This window comes from Cohnella caldifontis, from assembly GCF_029360585.1.
Taxonomy (GTDB): domain Bacteria; phylum Bacillota; class Bacilli; order Paenibacillales; family Paenibacillaceae; genus Cohnella; species Cohnella caldifontis.
The window spans coordinates 1-23,007 of record NZ_JAQZSJ010000016.1; the positions used below are offsets into that span (position 1 = coordinate 1).

19 protein-coding genes and 1 pseudogene are annotated in these 23,007 nt (G+C 59.5%); 15 read left to right on the forward strand and 5 right to left on the reverse strand.

Going from position 1 to position 23,007, the window contains the following annotated elements:
• Positions 1 to 285: 285 nt before the first annotated feature.
• Positions 286 to 810 carry a spermidine/spermine N(1)-acetyltransferase gene (gene paiA, locus PTZ19_RS18990; protein WP_276356722.1) on the reverse strand — a complete coding sequence of 175 codons (525 nt, stop codon included), beginning with the start codon at positions 808 to 810 and terminating at the stop codon, positions 286 to 288.
• A 21-nt stretch (positions 811 to 831) separates the two neighbouring features.
• Positions 832 to 1,284, reverse strand: a complete 453-nt coding sequence (locus PTZ19_RS18995) for a MarR family winged helix-turn-helix transcriptional regulator (protein ID WP_276356724.1) — start codon at positions 1,282 to 1,284, stop codon at positions 832 to 834.
• A 159-nt stretch (positions 1,285 to 1,443) separates the two neighbouring features.
• Here PTZ19_RS18995 and rocF point away from each other — a divergent pair, with 159 nt between their 5' ends.
• The 8 genes from rocF (at position 1,444) to PTZ19_RS19035 (ending at position 9,391) form a co-directional block, all read left to right on the forward strand.
• Positions 1,444 to 2,355, forward strand: a complete 912-nt coding sequence (rocF, locus tag PTZ19_RS19000) for an arginase (RefSeq protein WP_276356725.1) — start codon at positions 1,444 to 1,446, stop codon at positions 2,353 to 2,355.
• 90 nt (positions 2,356 to 2,445) lie between these two features.
• On the forward strand, positions 2,446 to 3,660 hold the full coding sequence (locus tag PTZ19_RS19005; protein WP_276356726.1) for an ornithine--oxo-acid transaminase: 1,215 nt from the start codon (positions 2,446 to 2,448) through the stop codon (positions 3,658 to 3,660).
• Positions 3,657 to 5,219, forward strand: coding sequence for an L-glutamate gamma-semialdehyde dehydrogenase (gene pruA, locus PTZ19_RS19010; RefSeq protein ID WP_276356732.1), 1,563 nt, complete (start codon positions 3,657 to 3,659; stop codon positions 5,217 to 5,219). Before PTZ19_RS19005 ends, pruA begins: the two co-directional genes overlap by 4 nt.
• A 6-nt stretch (positions 5,220 to 5,225) precedes the next feature.
• On the forward strand, positions 5,226 to 6,143 hold the full coding sequence (locus PTZ19_RS19015) for a proline dehydrogenase family protein (protein WP_276356733.1): 918 nt from the start codon (positions 5,226 to 5,228) through the stop codon (positions 6,141 to 6,143).
• Between the two features lie 303 nt (positions 6,144 to 6,446).
• Complete coding sequence (locus PTZ19_RS19020; protein WP_276356735.1) at positions 6,447 to 6,737, forward strand: CD3324 family protein; 291 nt, start codon at positions 6,447 to 6,449, stop codon at positions 6,735 to 6,737.
• Positions 6,738 to 6,913: 176 nt separating this feature from the next.
• A complete protein-coding gene (locus PTZ19_RS19025) occupies positions 6,914 to 7,480 on the forward strand; it encodes a TetR/AcrR family transcriptional regulator (RefSeq protein WP_276356737.1) in 567 nt (188 codons plus the stop codon).
• 109 nt (positions 7,481 to 7,589) lie between these two features.
• Entirely contained in the window at positions 7,590 to 8,711 is a 1,122-nt protein-coding gene (locus PTZ19_RS19030; protein ID WP_276356738.1) for an ABC transporter permease, read from the forward strand.
• Positions 8,711 to 9,391, forward strand: a complete 681-nt coding sequence (locus PTZ19_RS19035) for an ABC transporter ATP-binding protein (protein ID WP_276356739.1) — start codon at positions 8,711 to 8,713, stop codon at positions 9,389 to 9,391. The genes PTZ19_RS19030 and PTZ19_RS19035 overlap by 1 nt, the downstream gene beginning before the upstream one ends.
• A gap of 175 nt (positions 9,392 to 9,566) precedes the next feature.
• On the opposite strand, the gene pepT is transcribed toward PTZ19_RS19035, so the two are convergent.
• Positions 9,567 to 10,799 carry a peptidase T gene (pepT, locus tag PTZ19_RS19040; protein ID WP_276356867.1) on the reverse strand — a complete coding sequence of 411 codons (1,233 nt, stop codon included), beginning with the start codon at positions 10,797 to 10,799 and terminating at the stop codon, positions 9,567 to 9,569.
• Between the two features lie 153 nt (positions 10,800 to 10,952).
• Here pepT and PTZ19_RS19045 point away from each other — a divergent pair, with 153 nt between their 5' ends.
• The 4 genes and pseudogenes from PTZ19_RS19045 to PTZ19_RS19060 all read left to right on the forward strand — a co-directional run bounded on the left by PTZ19_RS19045 (position 10,953) and on the right by PTZ19_RS19060 (position 14,670).
• On the forward strand, positions 10,953 to 12,074 hold the full coding sequence (locus PTZ19_RS19045; protein ID WP_276356740.1) for a GerAB/ArcD/ProY family transporter: 1,122 nt from the start codon (positions 10,953 to 10,955) through the stop codon (positions 12,072 to 12,074).
• Between the two features lie 61 nt (positions 12,075 to 12,135).
• Positions 12,136 to 12,972: pseudogene (locus tag PTZ19_RS25520) on the forward strand (spore germination protein); the annotation flags it as partial.
• Positions 12,973 to 13,049: 77 nt separating this feature from the next.
• Positions 13,050 to 13,505, forward strand: a complete 456-nt coding sequence (locus PTZ19_RS25525; RefSeq protein ID WP_276356741.1) for a spore germination protein — start codon at positions 13,050 to 13,052, stop codon at positions 13,503 to 13,505.
• Positions 13,506 to 13,509: 4 nt separating this feature from the next.
• Positions 13,510 to 14,670 (forward strand): Ger(x)C family spore germination protein, encoded by a 1,161-nt coding sequence (locus PTZ19_RS19060; protein WP_276356742.1) that lies wholly within the window; start codon positions 13,510 to 13,512, stop codon positions 14,668 to 14,670.
• Here the strand turns inward: PTZ19_RS19060 and PTZ19_RS19065 are convergent.
• Together PTZ19_RS19065 and PTZ19_RS19070 are read right to left on the reverse strand one after the other, a co-directional pair.
• On the reverse strand, positions 14,639 to 15,628 hold the full coding sequence (locus PTZ19_RS19065) for an electron transfer flavoprotein subunit alpha/FixB family protein (protein ID WP_276356744.1): 990 nt from the start codon (positions 15,626 to 15,628) through the stop codon (positions 14,639 to 14,641). The genes PTZ19_RS19060 and PTZ19_RS19065 overlap by 32 nt on opposite strands.
• A 25-nt stretch (positions 15,629 to 15,653) precedes the next feature.
• The gene (locus PTZ19_RS19070; protein ID WP_276356745.1) at positions 15,654 to 16,421 is read right to left on the reverse strand and encodes an electron transfer flavoprotein subunit beta/FixA family protein; all 768 of its coding nucleotides are present in this window, start codon (positions 16,419 to 16,421) and stop codon (positions 15,654 to 15,656) included.
• Between the two features lie 740 nt (positions 16,422 to 17,161).
• Here PTZ19_RS19070 and PTZ19_RS19075 point away from each other — a divergent pair.
• From PTZ19_RS19075 to PTZ19_RS19085, 3 genes are read left to right on the forward strand one after another with little or no spacing between them, the layout of a single operon-like run.
• Positions 17,162 to 19,375 (forward strand): heterodisulfide reductase-related iron-sulfur binding cluster, encoded by a 2,214-nt coding sequence (locus PTZ19_RS19075; protein ID WP_276356746.1) that lies wholly within the window; start codon positions 17,162 to 17,164, stop codon positions 19,373 to 19,375.
• Positions 19,372 to 21,771 carry a 3-hydroxyacyl-CoA dehydrogenase/enoyl-CoA hydratase family protein gene (locus PTZ19_RS19080; protein ID WP_276356747.1) on the forward strand — a complete coding sequence of 800 codons (2,400 nt, stop codon included), beginning with the start codon at positions 19,372 to 19,374 and terminating at the stop codon, positions 21,769 to 21,771. Before PTZ19_RS19075 ends, PTZ19_RS19080 begins: the two co-directional genes overlap by 4 nt.
• A 22-nt stretch (positions 21,772 to 21,793) precedes the next feature.
• A complete protein-coding gene (locus PTZ19_RS19085) occupies positions 21,794 to 22,978 on the forward strand; it encodes an acetyl-CoA C-acyltransferase (RefSeq protein ID WP_276356748.1) in 1,185 nt (394 codons plus the stop codon).
• Positions 22,979 to 23,007: the final 29 nt, after the last annotated feature.

Genomic DNA, 23,007 nt, shown 5'->3' on the forward strand with positions numbered 1-23,007 from the left:
TGATGTCAGTGTTTATGCAACGCCAGTGAACTTTTTTACATAACTCTGCCGGATTCCCGTCACCACGATGTTTTTATGTAACTTTATTACATAACTCTGCCGGATTCCCGTCACAGCGATGCTTTTATGTAACTTTTTTACACAACTCAATTGAATGAATGTCTTCTTCCGGGTGATTTGTGATTCATCTTTCGAATCCCTGGAAGGGTACCTAAGGATATCAATGAATCCTGGTTTCGGTTTCACCACCAGTCTCAGCATTCTTCGTGAATGAGAATGCTTTTTTTATTGTTGCTCGAGCGTTTTGGCCATGATCAAATCGGTTTGTTCTTCATCCCCCATAAAGAAAGAATGGGCTCCGGATTCGACAAACCCCATTTTTTTATAAAAGCCGATCGCGCCTTCGTTTTTTTCCCAAACCCCAAGCCAGACTTTCGTTTTCTTTTTTTCTTTCGCTAATTCGATGGCTTTATGGATCAAGCATTTGCCCAGCCCCTGTTTGTGAAATTTACTCCGGATGTAAATCCTTTCGATTTCCAGCGAATCGTCGCCCATTTTTTCGGATTGGGCATCCTGGGCATTCACCTTTAAATACCCGGCCATTTCATTCTCGGAATAGATAAAATAGAACTCCGAAAAGCGGTTCGATAATTCTTTTTTCAACTGATCCAAGTTAAAAGCTTTTTCCAAGTAGGCTTGCATGTTTTCCTCCGAATTTTGATGCTTGAAGGTGTCGTGAAACGTTTCGACGCTGATTTCCTGAAGCAAGCCCAGATCTTCCATCGTGCACTTTTTAATGTTTACCGCCACTTCATTCGTCCTCCAGTACGATCAATAAATTCTTTTGTTGCCCTTTTTTACGGACTCCCAGTCTTTTTCGATGTTTTTTCTGGCTCTATGAAGCAGGTGGAACAGGGTTTCGATTTCGTTTTCGGAAAACCCGGAAAGCGCCACCCGATCGGAATGATCGTGCTCCCTTATGATTAAGGGATACACCGTCTTTCCTTTCTCCGTAGGAAATAGTTTTTTGATTTTGCGGTTCTTCGGATCGTCCCGTCTATCGATAAAACCGTTCATCACGAGTTTCTTTACGGCGCGAGCCGCCGTCGTTCGGTCTACCTTGATCATTTCCGCTAACTTCTCTTGGATGAACCCCGGATTCTCGCATATACGCACAAGGTACAAGTATTGTCCTTTCGTCAGGTCGTATTCTTTGAATTCCGTATTGCTGATCGAATCCAATGCCCTTGCGATCATTCCGATTTCGCGAAGAATTTCCTTCATCCTGAACCCCTTCTATGTTGCAATTGCAACAAAATAACCGATCTAAATGTACCTCAACTTTGTTGCATTTGCAATGAAAATGAGGAAGATCGGCAACGTTTCCAGGAGACAGCGAGAAGCATAGGATAAGGTAAACGCGGATGAGGAGGGGGCGCTTGCATGCTGGCCGGAAGCCGGCGCGGAATCGCGCTGATCGGCGTTCCCCTGCCTTGGGGGGCGGACCGGCCCGGACTGGAGATGGGGCCTGCCGCTCTAAGAAGCGAGAAGATCAAGGAGAAGCTGGAGTCGCTCGGCTATTCCGTGCGGGATGCGGGTGATCTAGCGGTTGACTTGCTGCGGAAGCCTTGTCTTCCCGAGGAGAAGCTCAAGCATTTGGACGAAATCGCGCGGGTGAATCGGGAGCTCGCCCGACTCGCGGCCGCCGTCGTCGGCGGGGGAGAGCTGCCGCTCGTGCTCGGCGGGGACCACAGTCTGGCGATCGGCACCGTCAAGGGCGTGCTGCAGCACGTCCGCAAGCTCGGCGTCATCTGGTTCGATGCGCATGCCGACGTCAACACGGAGTCGACCACGACGACGGGCCATATTCACGGCATGCCGCTCGCGGTGCTGCTCGGGCACGGGCATCCGGACCTGGTGTCGATCGGCGGGGACCGGACCTTGCTGGACCCGACGAAGGTAGTCATGATCGGAGCGCGTTCGTTAGACCCAGGGGAGCGGGCTTTCTTGAAAGCTTCGGGAATCCGAGTCTTCACGATGCACGAGATTGACAAGTTCGGCCTGACCGCGGTGATGGAAGAAGCGTTGGACCTGGTGACGACAGGCACGGACGGCGTCCACCTCAGCCTTGACTTGGACGGCGTCGACCCCGGCGAGGCTCCGGGCGTAGGGACGCCGGTGCCCGGAGGGCTGTCGTACCGGGAAAGCCATTTGGCAATGGAGATGCTGCACGAGTCCGGCGCGCTGGTCTCGGCGGAAGCGGTGGAAGTGAACCCCGCGCTGGATGCGGGCGGCCGGACCGCCAGGCTCGCGGTGGAACTGATCGGCTCCGCGTTCGGGGAACGCATTTTGTAGCGTGCCGCCGTTTAAGCGCGGCATGCCGCCGCGGTCTGGAGGTCACGGGCGTGCCGCCGGTGAAGCGCGGCCTGAAAGGAGGCGAGTCCATTGGAACGGTCGACATCGCCGGACGTTATTCAGCAGATCGAGCGGTACGGCGCCCGCAATTACCTCCCGTTGCCGATCGTGATCGCCCAGGCGGAAGGGGTCTGGGTTCGGGACCCGGGAGGCAATCGGTATCTGGATATGCTGAGCGCTTACTCGGCGCTGAACCACGGCCACCGGCACCCGAAGATTATCCGGGCGCTCAAGGAGCAGGCCGATCGGGTGACGCTCACGTCCCGCGCGTTTCATAGCGACAATTTGGGCGTATTCTGCGAGAAGCTTGCGGGACTGACCGGCAAAGCCCGGGTGCTTCCGATGAACACGGGGGCGGAGGCGGTGGAGACCGCCGTCAAGGCGATCCGCCGATGGGCGTACCGGGTGAAGGGCGTGCCGCCGGACGAAGCGGAAATCATCGTCTGCGCGGGTAATTTCCACGGCCGGACGATTACCGTTACTTCCTTCTCCTCCGAGTCCGAATACCGGGAAGGCTACGGCCCGTTCACGCCCGGCTTCCGGATCGTGCCGTACGGGGATGCGGGCGCCTTGCGCGCGGCGATCACGCCGAATACGGCCGCGTTTCTGGTCGAGCCGATCCAGGGGGAGGCGGGAGTCATCGTCCCGCCGGACGGTTATTTGCAAGCGGCCGCCGCGATCTGCCGCGAGAACCGGGTGCTGCTGGCCGTGGACGAGATCCAGACCGGCTTCGGCCGCACCGGCCGGCGGTTCGCCTGCGACTGGGAGAACGTGCGGCCGGACTTGTATATCGTGGGCAAAGCGCTGGGCGGAGGCGTGGTTCCGATCTCCGCCGTAGCGGCGGACGAAGAGATTCTGGGCGTATTCGAACCCGGCTCCCACGGCTCGACGTTCGGCGGCAACCCGCTCGCCTGCGCCGTCGCCATCGCGGCGATGGAAGCGCTGGAGGAGGAGAAGCTGGCGGAGCGGTCGGCGGAGCTTGGCGCCTATTTGGTGGAGAAGCTTCGGGAGATCCGCCATCCGGCGATCCAAGAGATCCGGGGACGGGGGCTGTTCATCGGCTTGGAGCTGACGGAGCCCGCCCGGCCTTATTGCGAGAGATTAATGGAACTTGGCGTCCTGTGCAAAGAAACCCACGGGTCGACGATCCGGTTCGCTCCGCCTTTGATCATCGAGCGCGAGGAGCTCGATTGGGCCGTCAGCCGGATCCGCGCCGTGTTCGAAGAGAGGAGTCGATCCGGATGACGGAACGGGAACCGTTTGCCAACGAGCCGCTCACGGATTTCGCGGATCCCGAGAACCAAGCCGCCATGGAGGCCGCCTTGCGCAAGGCGAAGGGGAAATGGGGGCGGGAGTACCCGCTGCGGATCGGGAACGACCGCATCCTGACCGAAGAGCGGATCGTCTCGCGGAATCCGGGCGAAGTCGGAGCGATCGTCGGGAGCGTCAGCAAGGCGGGTCGAGGTCATGCGGAGCAGGCGATGCAAGCCGCGCTCGCGGCTTTCGAATCGTGGAAGCGGGTGCCGGCGGAGGAACGGGCGGAGATTTTGTTCCGCGCTGCCGATCTCATGCGGAATCGCAAACACGAGTTCTCCGCCTGGATGATTCACGAAGCGGGCAAAAACTGGGCCGAAGCGGATGCGGATACGGCGGAGGCCATCGATTTTCTGGAATTTTACGGACGCGAAATGATCCGGCTCAGCCGGACGAACGAAATCCGTCCGCTCACTCCGGTCGCGGGCGAGCGGAACCGGGTGGACTACATCCCGCTCGGCGTGGGCGTCGTGCTCCCTCCGTGGAATTTTCCGCTCGCGATCTGCGTCGGCATGACGTCGGCGGCGGTCGTTTGCGGCAACGCCGTGATTCTGAAGCCGGCTTCGCTGACGCCCGTGATCGCCTATCGGTTCGCGGAGCTGATGGAGGAGGCGGGCCTGCCGCCAGGCGTGATCAACTACGTGCCGGGCAGCGGCGCGGAGATCGGGGATTTTCTCGTCGCCCACCCGAAGACGAGGTTCGTCAGCTTCACCGGCTCCAAGGAGGTCGGCCTTCGCATTAACGAGCTGGCCGCGAGGCCGTCGCCCGGTCAAATCTGGATCAAGCGGGTCGTCGCCGAGATGGGCGGCAAGGACGGCATCGTCGTCGACGAGACGGCCGACCTGGAAGCGGCGGCGCAAGCCATCGTGGCCTCCGCGTTCGGCTACCAGGGGCAGAAATGCTCCGCGGGATCCCGGGCCATTCTCGTGGAATCCGTATACGACGAGGTGGTCGAACGGGTCCGCGCGCTGACGGCCGGCCTGGCGATCGGACTGCCGGAGCTGAATTACCCGATCGGTCCGGTGTCGGACCAAGCCGCCTATGACAAGATCATGGCCTATATCGAAATCGGCAAGCGGGAAGGGCGGCTGATCGCGGGCGGCGGCCCGGCTCGATCGCCATGGGACGGCTATTATCTTCAGCCGACGATTTTCGTAGGCGTGCACGGAACAGCCCGGATCATGCAGGAGGAAATTTTCGGGCCCGTGCTGGCGATCGCGAAAGCCAAGGACGCGCGGGAAGCGATCGCCCTATACAACGATACGGAATACGGGCTGACCGGCTCTTATTTTTCCCGGGACCCGTCCCGGATCGCTTACGCGCTGGAGGAAATGCACTGCGGAAACCTGTACGTGAACCGCAAATGCACGGGTGCCCTCGTCGGCGCCCATCCGTTCGGCGGCTTCAACATGTCCGGCACGGACTCCAAAGCCGGCGGTTATGACTATTTGCTTCTGTTCACGCAGGCGAAAGCCTCTTCGATACGGTGATGCCCGATGGAGGAACTGATGCGGAACGTCCTGCAACGTCTGGGACGCAGCAGAACCGCGGGCCGGCTGGCCCGAAGGTACGGGCTTCGCTTGGGCGCCTCCCGTTTCGTGGCGGGCGAAACGCTGGAACAAGCGATGCGGACGGTGCGTCGGCTGAACGCGGAAGGCTTGATGGCGACCCTCGACCATCTCGGCGAGTTTACCCGGAGCGAGGCGGAAGCCGCGCGAGCGGCGGCCGCGTGCCGCCGGACGCTGGAGGCTATCGCGGAATCGGGCGCGAACGCGAATCTCTCCTTGAAGCTGACCTCGCTGGGCCTGGATCTGGACGAAGGGCTATGTCTTCGCAACGTTCGGGAGATCCTGGATGCCGCCCGGGGATACGGTAATTTCGTCCGCATCGACATGGAGGACTCCGCCCGTTGCCAGGCGACGCTGGATCTCTACCGGAAGCTTCGCGCGGACGGGTATGACAACGTCGGCGTCGTCATTCAGGCGTATCTGTACCGCAGCGAACGGGACGTGGAGGATTTGAGCGGCCTCGGGGCCAATCTCCGTTTGGTCAAGGGAGCGTATAAAGAACCGGCGGACGTGGCGTATCCGGAGAAACGGCAGGTGGACCGACAGTTTCGCGTCTTGATCCGGAAGCAGCTGCTCGGCGGAAACTACGCGGCGATCGCCACGCATGACGAGGCGGTGGTGGAGGAGACGAAGGCGTTCATCCGGGAACGCGGCATCGCCCGGGAAGCTTTCGAGTTTCAGATGCTGTACGGGATCGGCGAAGGGCTGCAGCGGAGGCTGGTCCGGGAAGGCTACCGGGTCCGGGTATACGTGCCGTTCGGCGTGGACTGGTTCGGCTATTTCATGCGGCGCCTGGCCGAACGGCCGGCCAACGTGCGGTTCGTGCTCAGGAATCTGCTTCGGTAACCCGTTTGCCAACGCTGGTTGCCGTCATCGCGATGGGGTCGGCGCCCTCGCGCCTCCGGCCGCAAGTTTGTTTAAATCCGTTTTCTCCCTTTTCGAGGGCGCCGGACCGAGGTACAATATGGTTGTCGGGCCGACGAAATTTCCGGAAAGGGGATGATCGTTTTGAACAACAACCATGAGGTGGCTTCCGTCTAAAGACGGAGCCGCGTGTTGGGCAAGGGGCCGCCCGGCCCCTTGTTTTATAGATGCTGTGGTGCGGAACGGGCGCATCACGGATTTTTCGCATTTTCCATAGGGAGGACGTTGACCGTCAGCTACAAAAACGGCAAAGACGTGCTTCCTCCCCGGCTGCTCGAGGAGCTGCAGAAATATACGCCGGGCGAGCTGATCTATGTTCCGAAGCCGTCCGAATGCCGTGCGGGCTGGGGGGAAGTCAGCGGGACGCGGAAAATGCTGCTTGAACGGAACGAGGAAATCCGCCGCTCGTACGCAGAGGGGCGTTCCGTCGATGAACTGGAGTCGATTTACCATCTCTCCGGGGACAGCATCCGCAGAATCATCTTCCGGACGAAGGCCGCCGAGAGCCGGCCGTAACGAAAAACCTTGAACTTTCGCCTATTGTGAAGGCGGAAGTTCAAGGTTTTTTTAAACGTTGCGGTAGGCTGCCGTGAATATCAAAGCCTTGTTATCTGCCGGTTTATGGGGTGATTCGAGTTTTGTTCCATTATTTGATACACTGTATTTCATGATGGAAAGGGGAGGATCCGGCAATGGGAAGAAAACAGTCGTTTTCCGAATCGGAGCTGCTGGACATCACGAAGAGACTGGTCCTCAATCATGGTTATGATGGCTTCCATCTCAAAATGCTGTCTCAACACCTGCCCGGAGCCCGAAGCACGATTTACCAATACTATGCCAATAAAGAAGAAATCGTTGCCGCCTGCATGAAACGGGTCATTTCGAACGTTTACGAAAAGTTATCCGCGGTTGATGAAACGGATTCAATGAGAGCCCTTCAGGAGATTCTATCCATTTACGTTGAAGAGTCCAAACTTCACCAGCTTCTGGGAGACGCCAATAAAATTAACACGAAAAATTCGGAAGCTGCTGCACGCGACCTCAAGTTCGTTGAGAATGCCCATTCGGATCTCAAAGCGCAGCTTACGCGTCTGATCGAACGCGCGCAAGAGGAAGGAAGTCTTCGAAAGGAAGTTCCGCTCCCCGTACTGGTCGGCACGTTTTTCAATCTGTTCAATACACCCAACATGCTCAATATTCCCGCATTGCAATGGAGTCGGCTGTTGTTTGAGATGTGGGTCGGGGGAGCCAGGAAATAAAGTGTATTTGACACAAGTGTCATAAATAATGTTTAATATCAGGTGAGGCGATGTTCGAACGCTTAATTTGACACATGTGTCAGGAATGTAAAGAGGAGGGACAGGAATCATGTTTTTAGCCTTGAAGGAGTTCGCCCATAGCAAGATGCGCTTTTTCATGATTACGATTATTTTCGTGCTGACGGCATGGCTGGTTTTCATTTTATCCGGGTTGGGCAACGGGCTGTCTACGCTTGCGGCGTCGACGTTCCAGAACATGGACGCTGATTATGTCATCTTCGAACAAGGGTCGCAGTCTTCCATGAGCAAGTCGCTATTATCCAATCAGTTGGCGGTGAAAGCAGAGCAATTGCCGAACGTCACGGCAACGTCGCCGATGGGGATCTCTATGACAACCGCACGGAAGGGGGAAAGCAACAGGAATGAAGATAAGGTGGACATCGCGATTATCGGAATCAACCCAGGAAGTTTCTTAGAGCCGCGGTTCGTTGCGGGCCATGGATTGTCGCCCGATAAGCCTGATGGCGTTATTGTCAATGAGACATTGCAGGATAAAGGCTTTCAACTAGGGGACACCTTTCAGTTGGATGGTTCGATGGAATCTCTAACCATCGTGGGTTTTGTCGAAAATCAGACCTATAATCACGTGGCATCCGTATTTACTTCCCTATCGGAATGGAGGAAGATCGCTTTCGCGGCCCCGGGGTCGGATAAAGGAATCCCCGATCCCGTCAACGCCATTATGCTGCAAGGCAAGGATATTCGTCCAAGCGACATTGACGCCAACCTCCCGGGAACGGATACGGTTACCCGTGGAGCTGCCACGCAAGGTCTTCCGGGGTACAAAGAAGAGAATGGCTCCATTATCATGATGCTTGCCTTTTTGCTAACGATCTCCGCGTTTGTGCTCGGTGTGTTCTTCTACGTGATCACGATGCAGAAAACGCACCAATTCGGAATCATGAAAGCGATTGGAGCAACGAACGGATTCCTCGGCAGAGTGATCCTATCTCAAGTATTCGTTTTGTCTTTAAGCAGCATTGTAGTCGGAATCCTGCTCACTTACGGAACGGCGGCGGTCATGCCGAAGGAAATGCCGTTTAAGCTAAGCGTGGATCTTGTTATCGTATATTCCGTTATTCTTCTGGTCATCGCATTGCTCAGTTCGTTGATTTCAGTACGCAGAATTACCAAAATCGATCCGCTGCAGGCACTAGGGAGGGTTGAATAATGTCAAAAGGATTGCAAATTCAAAATGTAACAAAATATTATGGCGAAGGTATGAATCGATTAACGGCACTGGATCGAGTATCCATTGAAGTTGAACCTGGCGAATTTGCAGCCGTAGTCGGCCCCTCCGGTTCCGGCAAAAGCACTTTCCTGTCCATCGCAGGGGCACTCCTTCAAGCCTCGGAAGGGGAGGTTAGAGTGAACGGGAAATCGATATCCAAGCTATCGGCACGGGAATTGTCTGCAGTTCGGCTGAGAGACATCGGGTTTATTATGCAATCCTCGAACCTTATTCCCTATCTGAATGTTATGGACCAGTTGATTGTGGTGAAAAAAATGGGCGGAAAAGTGTCGGCTGCGGACAAAACGCATGCTCATCGGTTGTTGGATGACCTGGGACTGGGTTCGAAGCTTAAAAGCTTCCCGGAAAAATTGTCCGGCGGGGAAAAACAACGGGTGGCGATCGCTCGAGCTTTGATCCATAATCCGAGCGTCATCTTGGCCGATGAACCGACAGCTAGTTTGGATACCCAGCGCGCATATGAAGTGGTGAATCTGATTGCGCAAGAAGTGAAGACACGCCGGAAAGCCGCGATCATGGTGACCCATGACGAACGTATGCTTGAACATTGCGACAAGGTGTACCATTTGGAAGACGGAAAATTGTCTTTGGTTCGGTAGCTCTCGGATCGGAGAGACTTACCCGAGGTAAGCCTGGGGGCGGGCGGTTTTCCCTTGCCCACAATCCGCTAAAGAAAGCCACCATGGACGCCGAAAACCAAGGAGCTAGGCGAGAACGAGAAGCTAGCTCCTTGGTTATTTCCTATGCCCTCCTATTCTGGAGTAGAAGCCCAACCTATGCTCTCTCCTCGAACAGCTTGGCGATCTCGACGATCACGTTCACGGCCTGGAGCATCGTGTCGGCCGAGGCGAATTCGTAGCGGCCGTGCCAGTTGACGCCCCCGGCGAACAGATTCGGCGTCGGCAGTCCCATGTACGAGAGCTGGGAGCCGTCCGTCCCGCCGCGGATCGGCCTTACGACCGGGCGAATGCCCAAGCGTTCCAGCGCCTCCTTCGCGACGTCCAACACTTCCGGAGCGGCTTCGACCTTCTCGCGCATATTGAAATACTGATCCTTAATCGTAAGCGTGATCCGCTCTTCCCCGTATTTCTTCCGCAGTTCCTCCACGATTTCGGTCAGAAGCGCTTTCCGGGCGCCGAACCGTTCCTTGTCGAAATCCCGGATGTTGTATATCAGGTTTACGGTATCCGTGCTGCCTAGGAACGTGTTCAAATAAAAATACCCTTCATAGCCTTCCGTCAACTCGGGAACTTCAGCGGGCGGAAGTTTGGCGTGCAGCTCCATCCCGACGGCAATGGCGTTGATCATTTTGCCTTTGGCGTAGCCGGGATGCACGACTTTGCCGCGGATCTCGATTTTCGCTTCGGCCGCGTTGAAGCTTTCGTACTCCAGTTCGCCGAGTTTTCCTCCGTCCATCGTGTAAGCGTACTTCGCCCCGAAGGCGGCGACGTCGAACCGGTGCGGTCCCCGGCCGATTTCCTCGTCCGGCGTGAACGCGACCCGGATTTGGCCGTGCTTGATCTCCGGATGCCGGATCAAATACGCCATCGCCGTCATGATTTCGGCAATGCCCGCTTTGTCGTCGGCACCCAGCAAAGTCGTGCCGTCCGTCGTCACGAGCGTGTGGCCTTCGTATTCCGCGAGCTCGGGGAATTGGCCCGGAGACAGCACCACCCCCAGCTCCCGGTTCAGCACGATATCCCGCCCGTCGTAGGCATCGATGACTTGGGGGTTCACGTTCGCGCCGCTGAGCTCGGTGGCCGTGTCCAGGTGGGCAAGGAAGCCGATGACGGGCACCGGCTTGTCCGTATTGGACGGAAGGGTGGCCATCACGTAGCCGTTGCCGTCCATCGTCACGTCCGACATGCCGATCGACTTCAGCTCTTCCACGAGTTTGCGGGCCAGTTCAAGCTGCCCGGGCGTGGAAGGACAGGTGTCGCTGTCGTCATCTGACTGGGTATCGAAGCGCACGTATGTAAGGAATCGTTCCAGCATTTCCTGCTTCAAAGTGTCCTGCTTCAAAATGATCATCTCCTGCCCCTCATTGTATCCCATAAACGGCCGCGCGCGCATCCTTCTCCTTCGCGAACCTCCAAGAAGGGGTTAATCAGGCGGATTTTGGAAACACTACCCCCACGCGAACGCATAAGGAGAATGACGATGAGTTCCCCATTAGGCGCGGAACCCCGCTCCGGTAAAATCAGCATCCTCTCCGCATTTTGCGCGATCATTCTGGCGATCGGGCTGATGAACCACGTCATGGTCATCCCCCCGCTGCTCCAGGAAGCCAAACCGGACGCTTGGCTCAGCGTGCTGTCCGCGCTCGTTCCTTTTCTGGTCTGGTCGAGCGTCCTGTATTTCGTCATGAAGCGGACGAACCAGCAACCGCTGCTGCCTTGGCTTCGTCAGCATTGCGGCGCCGCGGTTTGCGGTGCGATCCGCTGTTTTTTCGCCGTTTACCTATTGCTCATCGGCACCTTGACGCTGAAAGATACCACCGTGTGGACGCACGCCTCGTATTTGCCCCGGACGCCGATCGTCGCTTTGGCGGGCACGCTCATTCTGCTCTCCGGTTGGGCCGCGTATGCCGGCATTCGGGCGATTGCCATCTCTTCGGGTTTCCTGCTCCCGTTCGTCATCGTCTTCGGCGATTTCGTCATGAGCGCCAACCTGCCGAAAAAAAACTACAGTCTGCTGACCCCGATTCTGGAGAACGGCGTGCCTCCCGTTTTGAAAGGAACCTTGTACATCGGGGGAGGGTTAGCCGAACTCCTCGTCCTTCTGCTCCTCCAGCACCGTCTGAAGACCAAGGTGCGCGTCGGGTCCGTTTGGCTGCTCTCCGTCTTTTTGGTACTGCTCATTCTCGGCCCGGTGACGGGCGCCATCGCCGAGTTCGGCCCCTTCGAGGCCGCAGAGTTGAGATACCCCGCTTTCGAGGAATGGAGGCTCGTCAGCATAGGGAAATACATTCGCCACGTGGATTTTCTGTCGATCCATCAATGGTTGTCCGGCGCTTTCGTGCGCATATCGCTCGCGGTGTTTTTGCTGGACGACCTGCTGGGTTCCAAAAGGACGAAAAAATCGAAAGCGATCGGGATCGCGTCGGTTTGCCTGGCGATGTTTGTGCTGGCTGTGCTGCCGATCAGCGACATGCAGTATTTGGCTTTCCTGAAAAATTATTATTTGCCGGGGTCGCTCATGGCCTCTACGGGAGCGCTGGTCGTACTGTTGTTGGCGGTCCTGGTTTCCCGCAAAACGAAGGAGGGCGCTCATGACTCTTGATAAGCGGCAATGGACGCCTGACGGGATCCGGAATCTTTTCCGGCAATCCGCCGACGTGAAAATGGAAACCTACGAGCCCGGGGAAGCGGAGCATGCGCAGACGCTGCATCTGCTGTATTGCGAAGGGCTGACGGATACCCGGAAAATCAACGAGGTGCTGCGCCGTCTGGAGAAAATGGTCGATGGCGGGAGAATCGGGGTGCTGGACCGCAAATGGAAGGTATCCCGCGTCGAGCAGCCGCAGCAGATCGTGCAGCAGGTGTTTTCGGGCAAGCTGATCCTGTATTTCGAAGATTTGGATCTCGTGTACGATATGGATCTGGCCGACCCTCCTCATCGGGCCGTCGAGGAATCCAATACCGAGATTTCCATCAAAGGTCCCAAAGACGCTTTCGTGGAGGAGCTGAACACCAACGTCGCGCTCGTCCGCAAGCGGCTCCGCAGCAATTCCCTCCGTTACGAGCCGTTCACGATCGGCAAGCGGAGCCAGACGAAGGTTGCGCTTCTGTATATCGAAGACATCACGCAGCCGCGGATCGTCGAGGAAGCCAGAAGAAGGCTGCGGAACATCGATTTCGATCTCATATACAGCAGCAGCCAACTTGAAGAAATGCTGGCGGACCGATCGCTGAGCTTTTTCCCGCTGCTCGACTATACGACCCGTCCCGATTACGTCGTGGATTCCTTGGTGCGCGGACGGTTCGCCGTCCTCGTGGAGGGAGCTCCCTCCGCGATCATCGGGCCGGCCAATTTGCTGCTGCTGTTGAAAACGCCGGAAGATTCCTATTTTCCTTATTACATGGGGACGTTCAGCCTGTTCGTCCGGTTTGCGGGGCTGGCGATTTCGCTGCTGCTGCCCGGCTTCTGGGTCGCGCTCGCTTCCTTCAACATGGATCAAATCCCTTATCCGCTCGTCGCCACGATCGCCATGTCGCGAATCGGGCTTCCGCTGCCCGCCCCCTCGAGGCGTTCCTCATGCTGTCGTTGTTCGAGCTGTTCCGGGAAGCCGGCGAGCGACTGCCCAAAGCGGTCGGGCAAACGGTCGCCGTCGTCGGGGGCATCGTGGTCGGCGACGCGGCGATCCGGGCCGGGCTGGCGTCGACAACGTTCCTGGTCATCGCGTCCGTCACCGCGGTAGCCAGCTTTACGCTCGTCAACCAATCGCTCGTCGGAACGGTGACCATCATCCGGCTGTTGGTCTTGCTTTGCTCCGCTTCGTTCGGCATGTACGGCTTCATCCTGTCCACGATCGCCATCGTCTTGTATTTGTCGACCTTGGAATCGTTCGGGGTGCCCTTTCTAGCGCCCCTGGCCCCCTTGAACTGGAAGGACCTCCCTTCGGCCCTGTTCCGGAAGCCGTGGTACCGCAAAAAACGCCGGCCGGACATGCTGGACACGTTGGATTCGACCCGGCAAAAGGAGGGGGAATGAACGGATGCTGCGCCTTGGAAAAGCCGCCGCCGCGTGGGCGGTTTTGGCTTTGGCGTTGACCGGCTGTTGGGATATCAAGGACATTGAGACGACCAACTTCGCGACCGCCATCGGACTCGATTATGCCGGCGGGAAATATTCCGTGTACGTGCAAATGCTGGATTTTACCTCGGTCGCCAAATCGGAATCGGGAAAACCGGCCGAACCGGTACCCGTCTGGGTCGGCAAAGGCACGGGAGAGACGTTGATCGAGGCGTTCAACGATCTTTACCCGACCGCCCAGCTGCGTATTTTATACGGCCAGACCCAGGCCATCGTGCTAAGCGAAAGAATACTGGAGCACGGAAAGCGGGATGCGAAGGATATCCTTAACCGCTATTACGAAATGCGCTATACGCCTTGGATGTACGGAACGAAAGCGCCGATCGACGAATTGTTCGCGGTGACCCCGTTTTTCAATTTGTCCCCGATCGTATCCGTATTGATACAACCTCGGGAAAGCTATCGGCAGCTGTCCGTCATTCCTCCCGTCCAGATGGTCCGGTTCGCCTCCGAGTTCCGGGAGCCGGCCCATACGGTGATCTTGCCTTCGCTTGCGATTTCCAAAAAGAACTGGAAAAGCGGCGGCACGCCGAAACCGCTGCTCGAAATCGACGGCTGCTTCGCGTTTCATGACCAGAAGTACATAGGCTGGTTCGACAAGCGGGAGGTGACGGGGATTCGTTGGACCAGCAAGTTTACCCGCCGAAGCCCGGTGCTGGTCCGCTCCGGCGGCAATCCGCAAGCTTCCGTTTCGCTTGAGCATCCCCGAATCCGAGTCCAGCCGCGCGTTAAGGGGAACAAAGTATCGTATCGATACCGCGTGAGGCTGGTCGGTTACGTCAGCGAAGTATTGCAGCCGATTCCCGAATCGGAGTTGATACGGAAGATTGAAGAGGCGGTCAGGGCGGAACTCCGGCAGACGTTCGAAACGGGACTGAAGCAAGGCGCGGATCTGCTGCATCTGGAGCACGAGCTGTATCGGCAGAACAACCGTGCCTGGAAGCGAATCCGCAGCGCGGAAGCAACCGGCCTGACGGCGGGTTCACTCGAAGACATCCGGGTAGACGTCTTTTTGAAGCATGCCGGAAAGCTCAAGTATTCGTTCCGGGCAGGATCTTTTTGAATTCCTCGGTCAGCAGCGGCACTACCTCGAACAGGTCCCCGACGATGCCGTAATCCGCGACCTTGAAGATCGGCGCCTCCGGATCCTTGTTGATAGCGATGATCACGCGGGAACGGCTCATGCCGGCGAGATGCTGGATCGCTCCGCTGATGCCGCAGGCGATGTAGATCTCGGGCGTGACCGTTTTGCCGGTCTGCCCGATCTGCAGGGCATAGTCGCAATACCCCGCGTCGCAGGCGCCGCGGGAGGCGCCGACCGCCGCGTTCAGCACCTCGGCCAGCCGCTCCAAGGGCGCGAAGCCCTCCGCGCTTCGGACACCTCGGCCTCCGGAGACGACGATTTTCGCTTCCGTCAGATCCACTTTGCCCGACGTTTTGCGGACCACGTCTTTTACGGCCGTTCGCAGATCCGAGGGAGCGGAGTAGGCGGCCGTTACGACGGTGCCGGGAGAAGGGGCGGGGTCGGCCGCCGCGAAGTTGTTGGGGCGGATCGTCACGATCCGGGGATCGTCCGTGACGAAGCGCTTTTTCTCGAACGCTTTGCCGGCATAGAGCGGACGGGTGTAGAGAACCTCCGTGCCGGATCGTTCGATGGCGGTCACGTCCGAGAGTTGGCCGGCACCCAGGCGGGCGGCGAGCTGCGGAGCCAGGTCGCGGCCGACGGCGGTGTGGCCGAGGAATACCGCCCGGGGATGTAACGCGTTCAGGGTTTCGAGCAAGGCGCGGGCGTAGTTTTCCGGGTTATACGTTTCCAGGTCGGGATGGTCGATGACGTGGACGGTTCCGTCGGCATAACGGGACAATTCCTCGGCAAGACCGGCGATCCGATGCCCGAGCAGGACGGCGGCGATCCGGTCGTCCTCCCCCATGGCGGCCTGCGCCGCCCGAACCGCCTCCAGCGTCACCTGCCGCAGCTTCCCTCCGCGAACCTCCGCGACGACCGCGTACGTGTGGTTCATTTTCGGATTCCTCCTCCCGTTCGGGTTAGATGGCTCTTGCTTCGGTTCTAAGAAGATGGACCAGCTCGGCTGCTTGCTCGGCCGGGCTGCCTTTCAAGATTCGGCCAGCCTTGCGTTCCGGCGGCAACGCGAGGGATTCACGCGCCGTCCGGGGCGCGATGTCGGATTCCGACAAGCCCAGATCGTCCAGGCCCAGCGTATGGAAAGGTTTCTTTTTCGCTTTCATGATGCCGGGCAGCGAGGGATATCGGGGTTCGTTCAGCCCTTGCTGCGCAGTGAAAAGCGCGGGCAAGGCAACCTCGATCGTCTCGCTGTCTCCTTCAGCGTCGCGAAGCGCGGCCGCGCGGTTTTCGTCCACGTTCAGCTTGGTGACGGAAGAGACGTGGGGGAGGTTGAGCAGCTGCGCGACCCGCACCGCGACCTGCCCGCTGCCGTTGTCGATCGAGAAGTTGCCGGCCAGCAGCAGATCGAAAGATTGCCGGACGAGGAACGCGGCGATCGTTTTGGACACGGCGTACTCGTCTTCGCCGATCCGATCGTCCGAAAGGAGCACCGCCTCGTCGGCCCCCATGGCCAGCGCCGTCCGCAGCGCTTCGGCGGCGCGCTCGGGCCCGGCCGATACGGCCGTCACGTGCCCGCCGTGCTGCTCCTTCAGCCGGATCGCTTCCTCCACCGCGTATTCGTCGTAAGGGTTGATGACGAACTTGACTCCCTCTTCGGAGATCCGGCCGTCCCGCAGGACGATCCGCTCCTCGGTGTCAAACGTTTGCTTCAGCAGAACATAGACGTTCATCGGCTTCTAACCCCTTTCGTCTGGGATGGAAGGCTCCTCCCCGGGGAAGAAGCCGACCGTCCGGGATTGCGTTGCTTCGCCTATACTGCAGGATATGCTCGATCGATCCGTTATAGGGCATCGCGGATCGGCGATTTCCGTCTCGACCCCCGTCTAACCTCGCAATAGGGCATCACATGCGCTAAACTGCCTATGTCCTCCGTCAGACCGCGCAATAGCGCACCACAAGCACAGAACCGCGCCTGCAACCCGTCTAACCTCGGGATAGCGCACCACATGCATAATTTCGCCTAAGCCCCTCGTCAAACCGAACAAAAGCGCACCAGATGCGCAAAACCGCGGTCGCCCCTTCTAACTGTGCCAATCAGCAAACTGTGGCAGTCCATTTTGTACAAAACAGATAAAGATGGGAAATCGATCCGAAAATCGGAATCGGCTTCATAAGCTAGGTATGGAGGAGAGGTTGAATTCGACCGACTCCATATATCGGCCCTTAGCTCAGCAACTGCACCGGATTTGATCGGGTTACAGCGGTCGGAAAGCCCGACGCGTCGCCTGTAACCGGGTTTTATCGGGTTACAACACGCGAGAGGCTCGGTGTTGCGACTGTGACCGGACCATACCGGGTTACCATTCGCGGTTCGCAGAATGCGCATGGCTGGCCTGCGCGTAACCACCGAACGGCACTTCTGCGACAGCGGCGAAAATATCGAAACTTCGAACGCGAAAGGATGATGCGGATGGCGTGGCGGATCGCGAACCTGCTCCTGTTCCTCGCCGCGGGGGGTTATGCGTTGTACTTGTTCTATCAAACCGTGTACCGCCGATGGTTGTACATAAAGTTGGGAAAGCCGGCGGAGTTCAAGGGGCGGGGAGAGGGGCGGCTATCCGGGTTTCTCTCGCAGGTGTTCGGCCAGAAAAAGCTGCTCAAAGACCCGAAAAGCGGCCTGATGCACGTCGTCGTTTTTTACGGATTCATTATCCTGCAGTTCGGCGCGTTGGACTTGATTCTCAAGGGGCTAACCGGCGGCAAGCATCTACCGCTGCCCGCATACGAAACGTTCGGCCTGCTCCAGGAAATCACGGTATTCCTCGTGCTGGCCGCCATGGCGTACGCCGCCTACCGCCGCTACGGAGAGAAGCTCGCGCGCCTGAAAAGAGGCTGGAAGCCCAGCATCGTCCTTTTCTTCATCCTGTTCCTGATGTTGTCCGTGCTGCTCTCGCTCGGCTTCGAACGCCTATGGCTCGGCCTCCCTGAGCTGTCGGGATACGCCCCGTTGTCCTCTCTGATCGCGGCACTCTTCGCAGGTATCTCCGCCCAAGCGGCCCAAGCCGCCTTTTACGCGTTTTGGTGGATGCATTTGCTCACTCTGCTTGCTTTCCTGGTCTACGTTCCGCAATCGAAGCATTTTCATATTCTGACCGCCCCCGTCAACCTCTGGTTCCGCCGCAGGGAGCCGCCCGGCCGGCTCCGCAGACTCGACCTGGAAGATGAAGAGGCGGAGTCGTTCGGCGCCGGCAAAATCGAGGATTTCACGCGGAAACAGATGCTCGACTTCTACGCCTGCGTGGAGTGCGGGCGATGCACCGACGCCTGCCCGGCTTCGAATACGGGGAAAGCGCTGTCGCCGATGCACCTGATCACGAAGCTGCGGGACCACCTGACGGAGAAAGGCGCGGCGGTCACCGGCAAATCCCCCTGGGTGCCGGAATTCGCGTTCGCGGCAGACGGAACGACGAAAGCGCAAATTCATTCCCTAACGCCAGCGGCCGCACACGTCCCCGAATGGACTCCCGCCTCCCCCGTCACCGACATCCGGCCTACGCTCGTTTGGCAGAAAGCCGCATGGGCCGAAACGGCGAGCGCGGGCAAAAGGCCGGAAGACCTCGAGCTGATCGGCGACGTCATGACCGAGGCGGAAATCTGGGCCTGCACGACGTGCCGCAACTGCGAGGACCAGTGCCCCGTCGGCAACGAGCACGTCGACAAGATCGTGGACCTGCGCCGCCATCTCGTGCTCATGCAAGGCAGCCTTCCGGCCGAAGGCCAGCGGGCGCTGCAAAACATCGAACGCCAAGGCAACCCTTGGGGCCTCAGCCGGAGCGACCGCGCCAAGTGGACGGGTGAGATCGAAGGGATCCCCGTCCCGACGGTCAAGGAGAACCCCGGTTTCGAGTACTTGTTTTTCGTGGGCTCCATGGGCTCGTACGACCAGCGCAGCCGCCGAGTTTCCCGCGCGTTCGCCCGCCTGCTGAACGAAGCCGGGGTCAGTTTCGCGATTCTCGGCAACGAGGAGAGGAACTCGGGAGACACGCCGCGCCGGATGGGCAACGAAATGCTGTTCCAGCAGCTGGCGGCCGAGAACATCGAGACGTTCCGCAAGCACAACGTGCGCAAAATCGTCACCGCCTGCCCGCATACGTTCAACACGTTCAAAAACGAATACCCCGAGTTCGGCCTGGAGGGCGTCGAGGTGCTCCATCATACGCAGCTGCTGGACCGCCTCCTCCGGGAGGGCCGCCTGATCCCCCGCCATGAAGTGAAGGAGCGCGTGACGTATCACGATTCCTGCTACCTCGGCCGTTACAACGGCGTTTACGACGAACCCCGCCGCATCCTGCGAGCCATCCCCGGCGTCGAGCTGGCGGAAATGGCCCGAAGCCGCGAGAACGGCATGTGCTGCGGCGCCGGCGGCGGCCGGATGTGGATGGAAGAGACCTTCGGCAAACGAGTGAACGAGGCCCGCGCCGAACAGGCGCTCGAAGTTCGGCCGACCGTCATCGGCAGCGCCTGCCCCTACTGCCTCACGATGATGGAGGACGGGACGAAAACGAAGGAAATCGGCGAACGGGTCAAAGCGAAGGACGTCGCGGAGCTGCTGGAGTCGTCCGTGTTCGGCGATCGCCCGATCCGCCAGCCGAACCGAAACTTGAACGGGAGGTTGGAGAGATGAACAAACCGATTCGCCGGGCGGCCGTCATCGGCTCCGGAATCATGGGGTCCGGCATCGCCGCCCATCTCGCGAACGCGGGCATTCCCTGTCTGCTGCTGGACGTCGTGCCGAAGCAGCCGACCGAGCAGGAGGCCGCCGAAGGACTCACGCCCGAGCATCCCGCCGTCCGCAACCGGCTCGCAACCGCCGCGATCGCCAAACTCCAAACGACGAATCCGCCCCCGCTCTACGACCCGGATTTCGCGGGCCGCATCACGCCGGGCAACCTCGAGGACGATCTCCCGAAAATCGCCGACGCGGATTGGGTTATCGAAGCCGTCGTGGAGAACCTCGCCGTCAAGCAAGAACTGCTCGCCCGGATCGAACGTTACTTACAGCCAGGTACCGTCGTCACCTCCAACACCTCGGGCATCTCGATCAACGCGATGGCGGCGGGGCGCGGGGCGGAGTTCCGGAAACATTTCATGGGCACGCACTTTTTCAATCCGCCCCGGTACATGAAGCTGCTCGAAATCATCCCCGGCCGCGATACGGACCCGGCCCTCGTCGCCCGGATGAAGGCGTTCGGCGAGCGCGTGCTGGGCAAAGGCGTCGTGATCGCCAAAGATACGCCGAACTTCGTCGCCAATCGCATCGGCACGTACGGCTTGCTGGTCACGCTTCGGGAAATGGTGGAGAAAGGGTACGCGGTGGAGGAGGTAGACGCGGTCACCGGGCCGGCGCTCGGCCGCCCGAAGAGCGCGACGTTCCGCACGCTCGACCTCGTGGGGCTCGACACTTTCCGACATGTGGCGGACAACGTCAGGGAGAACGTAACGGACGAAGCGGAAAAAGCGGCGTTCGAGCCTCCCCAGGTGTTGATGGAAATGGTGGCGCGGGGGTGGCTCGGCGAAAAGAGCGGGCAAGGCTTTTACCGTAAATTGAAGGGGGCGGACGGCGGCAGCCGAATTCTGTCGCTGGACCTGGCCTCCCTCGAATACGGACCGCAGAAGAAACCGTCCGCGGGCTCGCTGGAAGCGGCGAAGCTGGCCAAGGGCGCCGCGGAGAAGACGAAAGCGCTGCTGGCCGGGGGCGACCGTTACTCCGAGCTGGCTTGGAACGTTCTGAAACGGGTGCTGGTCTACTCGGCGGCCAAAGTCGGGGAAATCGCCGATTCCGCGCTCGAGATCGACAACGCGATGAAATGGGGCTTCGGCTGGGAGCTCGGCCCGTTCGAGACTTGGGACGCCATCGGACTCGTCCCCTCCGCCCAGAGAATGGAGCGGGAGGGGCTGGCGGTGCCCGCTTGGGTCAAGGATTGGATCGGCCAGGGCCATACGTCGTTCTACCGCAAGGACAACGGCTCGCGGTTCTATGTTCTGGATGGGAAATATGCTGAAGTCGAAGAACGGCCCGAGGTCATTTCTTTGCGCAGCTTGAAGGAGAAGGGCCGCACGGTCAAGGCGAACAGCGGCGCCAGCCTGATCGACTTGGGAGACGGCGTGGCTTGCCTCGAATTCCATTCGCCGAACAACGCGATCGGGGCCGATATCCTGTCGATGATCACGCAGAGCGTCGAGGAAGTCCGCCGCAACTACGAAGGGCTCGTCGTCGCGAACCAGGGGAAAAACTTCTGCGTCGGCGCCAATCTGATGCTCCTGCTGATGGAGGCGCAGGACGGGGAATGGGACGAAGTCGACGCGATCATTCGGCGGTTCCAGCATACGATGTATCAATTGAAACGCCTCGATAAACCGGTCGTGGCGGCCCCGCACCGGATGACGCTGGGGGGCGGAGTCGAAGCCTGCATGCCGGCGGATCAGGTCATTGCCTCGGCCGAAACCTATTACGGCCTCGTGGAGGTCGGCGTCGGGCTGATTCCGGCGGGAGGCGGCTGCAAGGAGTTCGCGCTGCGGGCCAGTCAAAACGCGCGGCTTCCCGAAGCGGACCTGCAGCCGCTTCTGAACCAAACGTTCGAGACGATCGGTTTGGCCAAAGTGTCCTCGAGCGGGCACGACGCGAAAAAACTGGGGTACTTAAGGCCGACGGACCGCGTGCTGCTGAACCAGGACCATTTGATCTTCGAGGCCAAACAGGCCGTACAACGTATGGCGCAAGCCGGTTACGAGCCGATCCCGGAGGAGAAGATCCGCGTCGTCGGCGCGGAGGGCAAGGCGGTCATGCAGCTGGGCGCCATCGCGATGCGGGAGAGCGGATACATCAGCGACCACGACCTGAAAATCGCGAAAAAGCTCGCGCACGTGCTGGCCGGCGGAGACGTGCCCGCGGGGACGCTGGTGACCGAGGCGTATTTGCTGGATCTGGAGCGCGAAGCCTTTCTCAGCCTGTGCGGGGAACCGAAAACGCAGCAGCGCATGCAGCACATGCTGGCCAAAGGCAAGCCGCTTCGCAATTAATGGGCAGGGGAGGGGACGAAGCGTGAGAGAAGCCGTAATCGTGACCATTGTCCGGACCGCGGTCGGCAAAGCGAAGAAGGGCGGCCTCGCGCAGACGCGCGCGGACGATCTGGGCAAAGCCGTACTGGAGGCGGTCGTCGAGCGGACGCCCGGCCTCGCCAAGGAGGACGTCGAAGACGTCATCATCGGCTGCGCGATGCCGGAGGGCGAGCAGGGGTTGAATTTCGCCCGGATCATGTCGCTGTACGCCGGGTTCCCGTGCACGGTTCCGGCGCTCACCGTGAACCGGTTCTGCTCGTCGGGACTGCAGTCCATCGCTTTCGCCGCGGAGCGCATCATGCTTGGCCACGCCGACGTCGTCATCGCCGGAGGCGTGGAGAGCATGAGCCACGTGCCGATGACGGGTTTTAAAATTTCGCCGAATCCGCGCATCGTCGAGGAGATGCCGGAGGTTTACATCGGCATGGGCCATACGGCGGAGAACGTGGCGGAGCGCTTCGGCGTGTCGCGGGAGGACCAGGACCGCTTCGCCCTCCGGTCCCACGAGAAGGCCGCGAAGGCGATCGCGGAGGGGCGGTTCAAGAACGAAATCGTGCCGATCCAGGCGGAACTGAAAAGCGTGGACGACCGGGGCAAGGTGCTCGCGAAATCGTTCGCGTTCGACACGGACGAAGGCGTGCGCGCGGACACCTCGCTGGAAGCGCTCGGCCGGCTGAAGCCGTCGTTCAAGCGGAACGGCACCGTGACGGCCGGCAACTCCTCGCAGATGAGCGACGGGGCGGCCGCGGCGGTGGTGATGAGCCGGGAGCGGGCCGAAGCGCTTGGCGCAGAGCCGCTGGCGACGTTCCGCTCCTTCGCGCTGGCGGGCGTGGAGCCGGAGATCATGGGCGTCGGGCCGGTCAAGGCGATCCCGAAAGCGCTCCGGATGGCCGGCATCGGCATGGACGACGTGCGGTTGTTCGAGATCAACGAAGCGTTCGCTTCGCAATGCCTCCACGTGATCCGCGAGCTCGGCATCGACGAAGAGAAGGTCAACGCGAACGGCGGCGCCATCGCCCTCGGGCATCCGCTCGGGTGTACGGGCACGAAGCTGTCGGCGACGCTGATTCACGAGCTCCGCAAGCGCGGCGGCGGATACGGCGTCGTCTCCATGTGCATCGGCGGCGGCATGGGCGCGGCGGGCGTGTTCGAGGTCCACGCCGGCTGAACCGGATTTCATCCCCATAAGCAGGAGGG

Coding starts and splice junctions, on each gene's coding strand:
- PTZ19_RS18995 (WP_276356724.1), bottom strand. CDS start 1,284: ATGAAGGAAATTCTTCGCGAAATCGGAATGATCGCAAGGGCATTGGAT.
- rocF (WP_276356725.1), top strand. CDS start 1,444: ATGCTGGCCGGAAGCCGGCGCGGAATCGCGCTGATCGGCGTTCCCCTG.
- pruA (WP_276356732.1), top strand. CDS start 3,657: ATGACGGAACGGGAACCGTTTGCCAACGAGCCGCTCACGGATTTCGCG.
- PTZ19_RS19015 (WP_276356733.1), top strand. CDS start 5,226: ATGGAGGAACTGATGCGGAACGTCCTGCAACGTCTGGGACGCAGCAGA.
- PTZ19_RS19025 (WP_276356737.1), top strand. CDS start 6,914: ATGGGAAGAAAACAGTCGTTTTCCGAATCGGAGCTGCTGGACATCACG.
- PTZ19_RS19030 (WP_276356738.1), top strand. CDS start 7,590: ATGTTTTTAGCCTTGAAGGAGTTCGCCCATAGCAAGATGCGCTTTTTC.
- PTZ19_RS19035 (WP_276356739.1), top strand. CDS start 8,711: ATGTCAAAAGGATTGCAAATTCAAAATGTAACAAAATATTATGGCGAA.
- PTZ19_RS19045 (WP_276356740.1), top strand. CDS start 10,953: ATGAGTTCCCCATTAGGCGCGGAACCCCGCTCCGGTAAAATCAGCATC.
- PTZ19_RS25525 (WP_276356741.1), top strand. CDS start 13,050: ATGCTGTCGTTGTTCGAGCTGTTCCGGGAAGCCGGCGAGCGACTGCCC.
- PTZ19_RS19060 (WP_276356742.1), top strand. CDS start 13,510: ATGCTGCGCCTTGGAAAAGCCGCCGCCGCGTGGGCGGTTTTGGCTTTG.
- PTZ19_RS19065 (WP_276356744.1), bottom strand. CDS start 15,628: ATGAACCACACGTACGCGGTCGTCGCGGAGGTTCGCGGAGGGAAGCTG.
- PTZ19_RS19070 (WP_276356745.1), bottom strand. CDS start 16,421: ATGAACGTCTATGTTCTGCTGAAGCAAACGTTTGACACCGAGGAGCGG.
- PTZ19_RS19075 (WP_276356746.1), top strand. CDS start 17,162: ATGGCGTGGCGGATCGCGAACCTGCTCCTGTTCCTCGCCGCGGGGGGT.
- PTZ19_RS19080 (WP_276356747.1), top strand. CDS start 19,372: ATGAACAAACCGATTCGCCGGGCGGCCGTCATCGGCTCCGGAATCATG.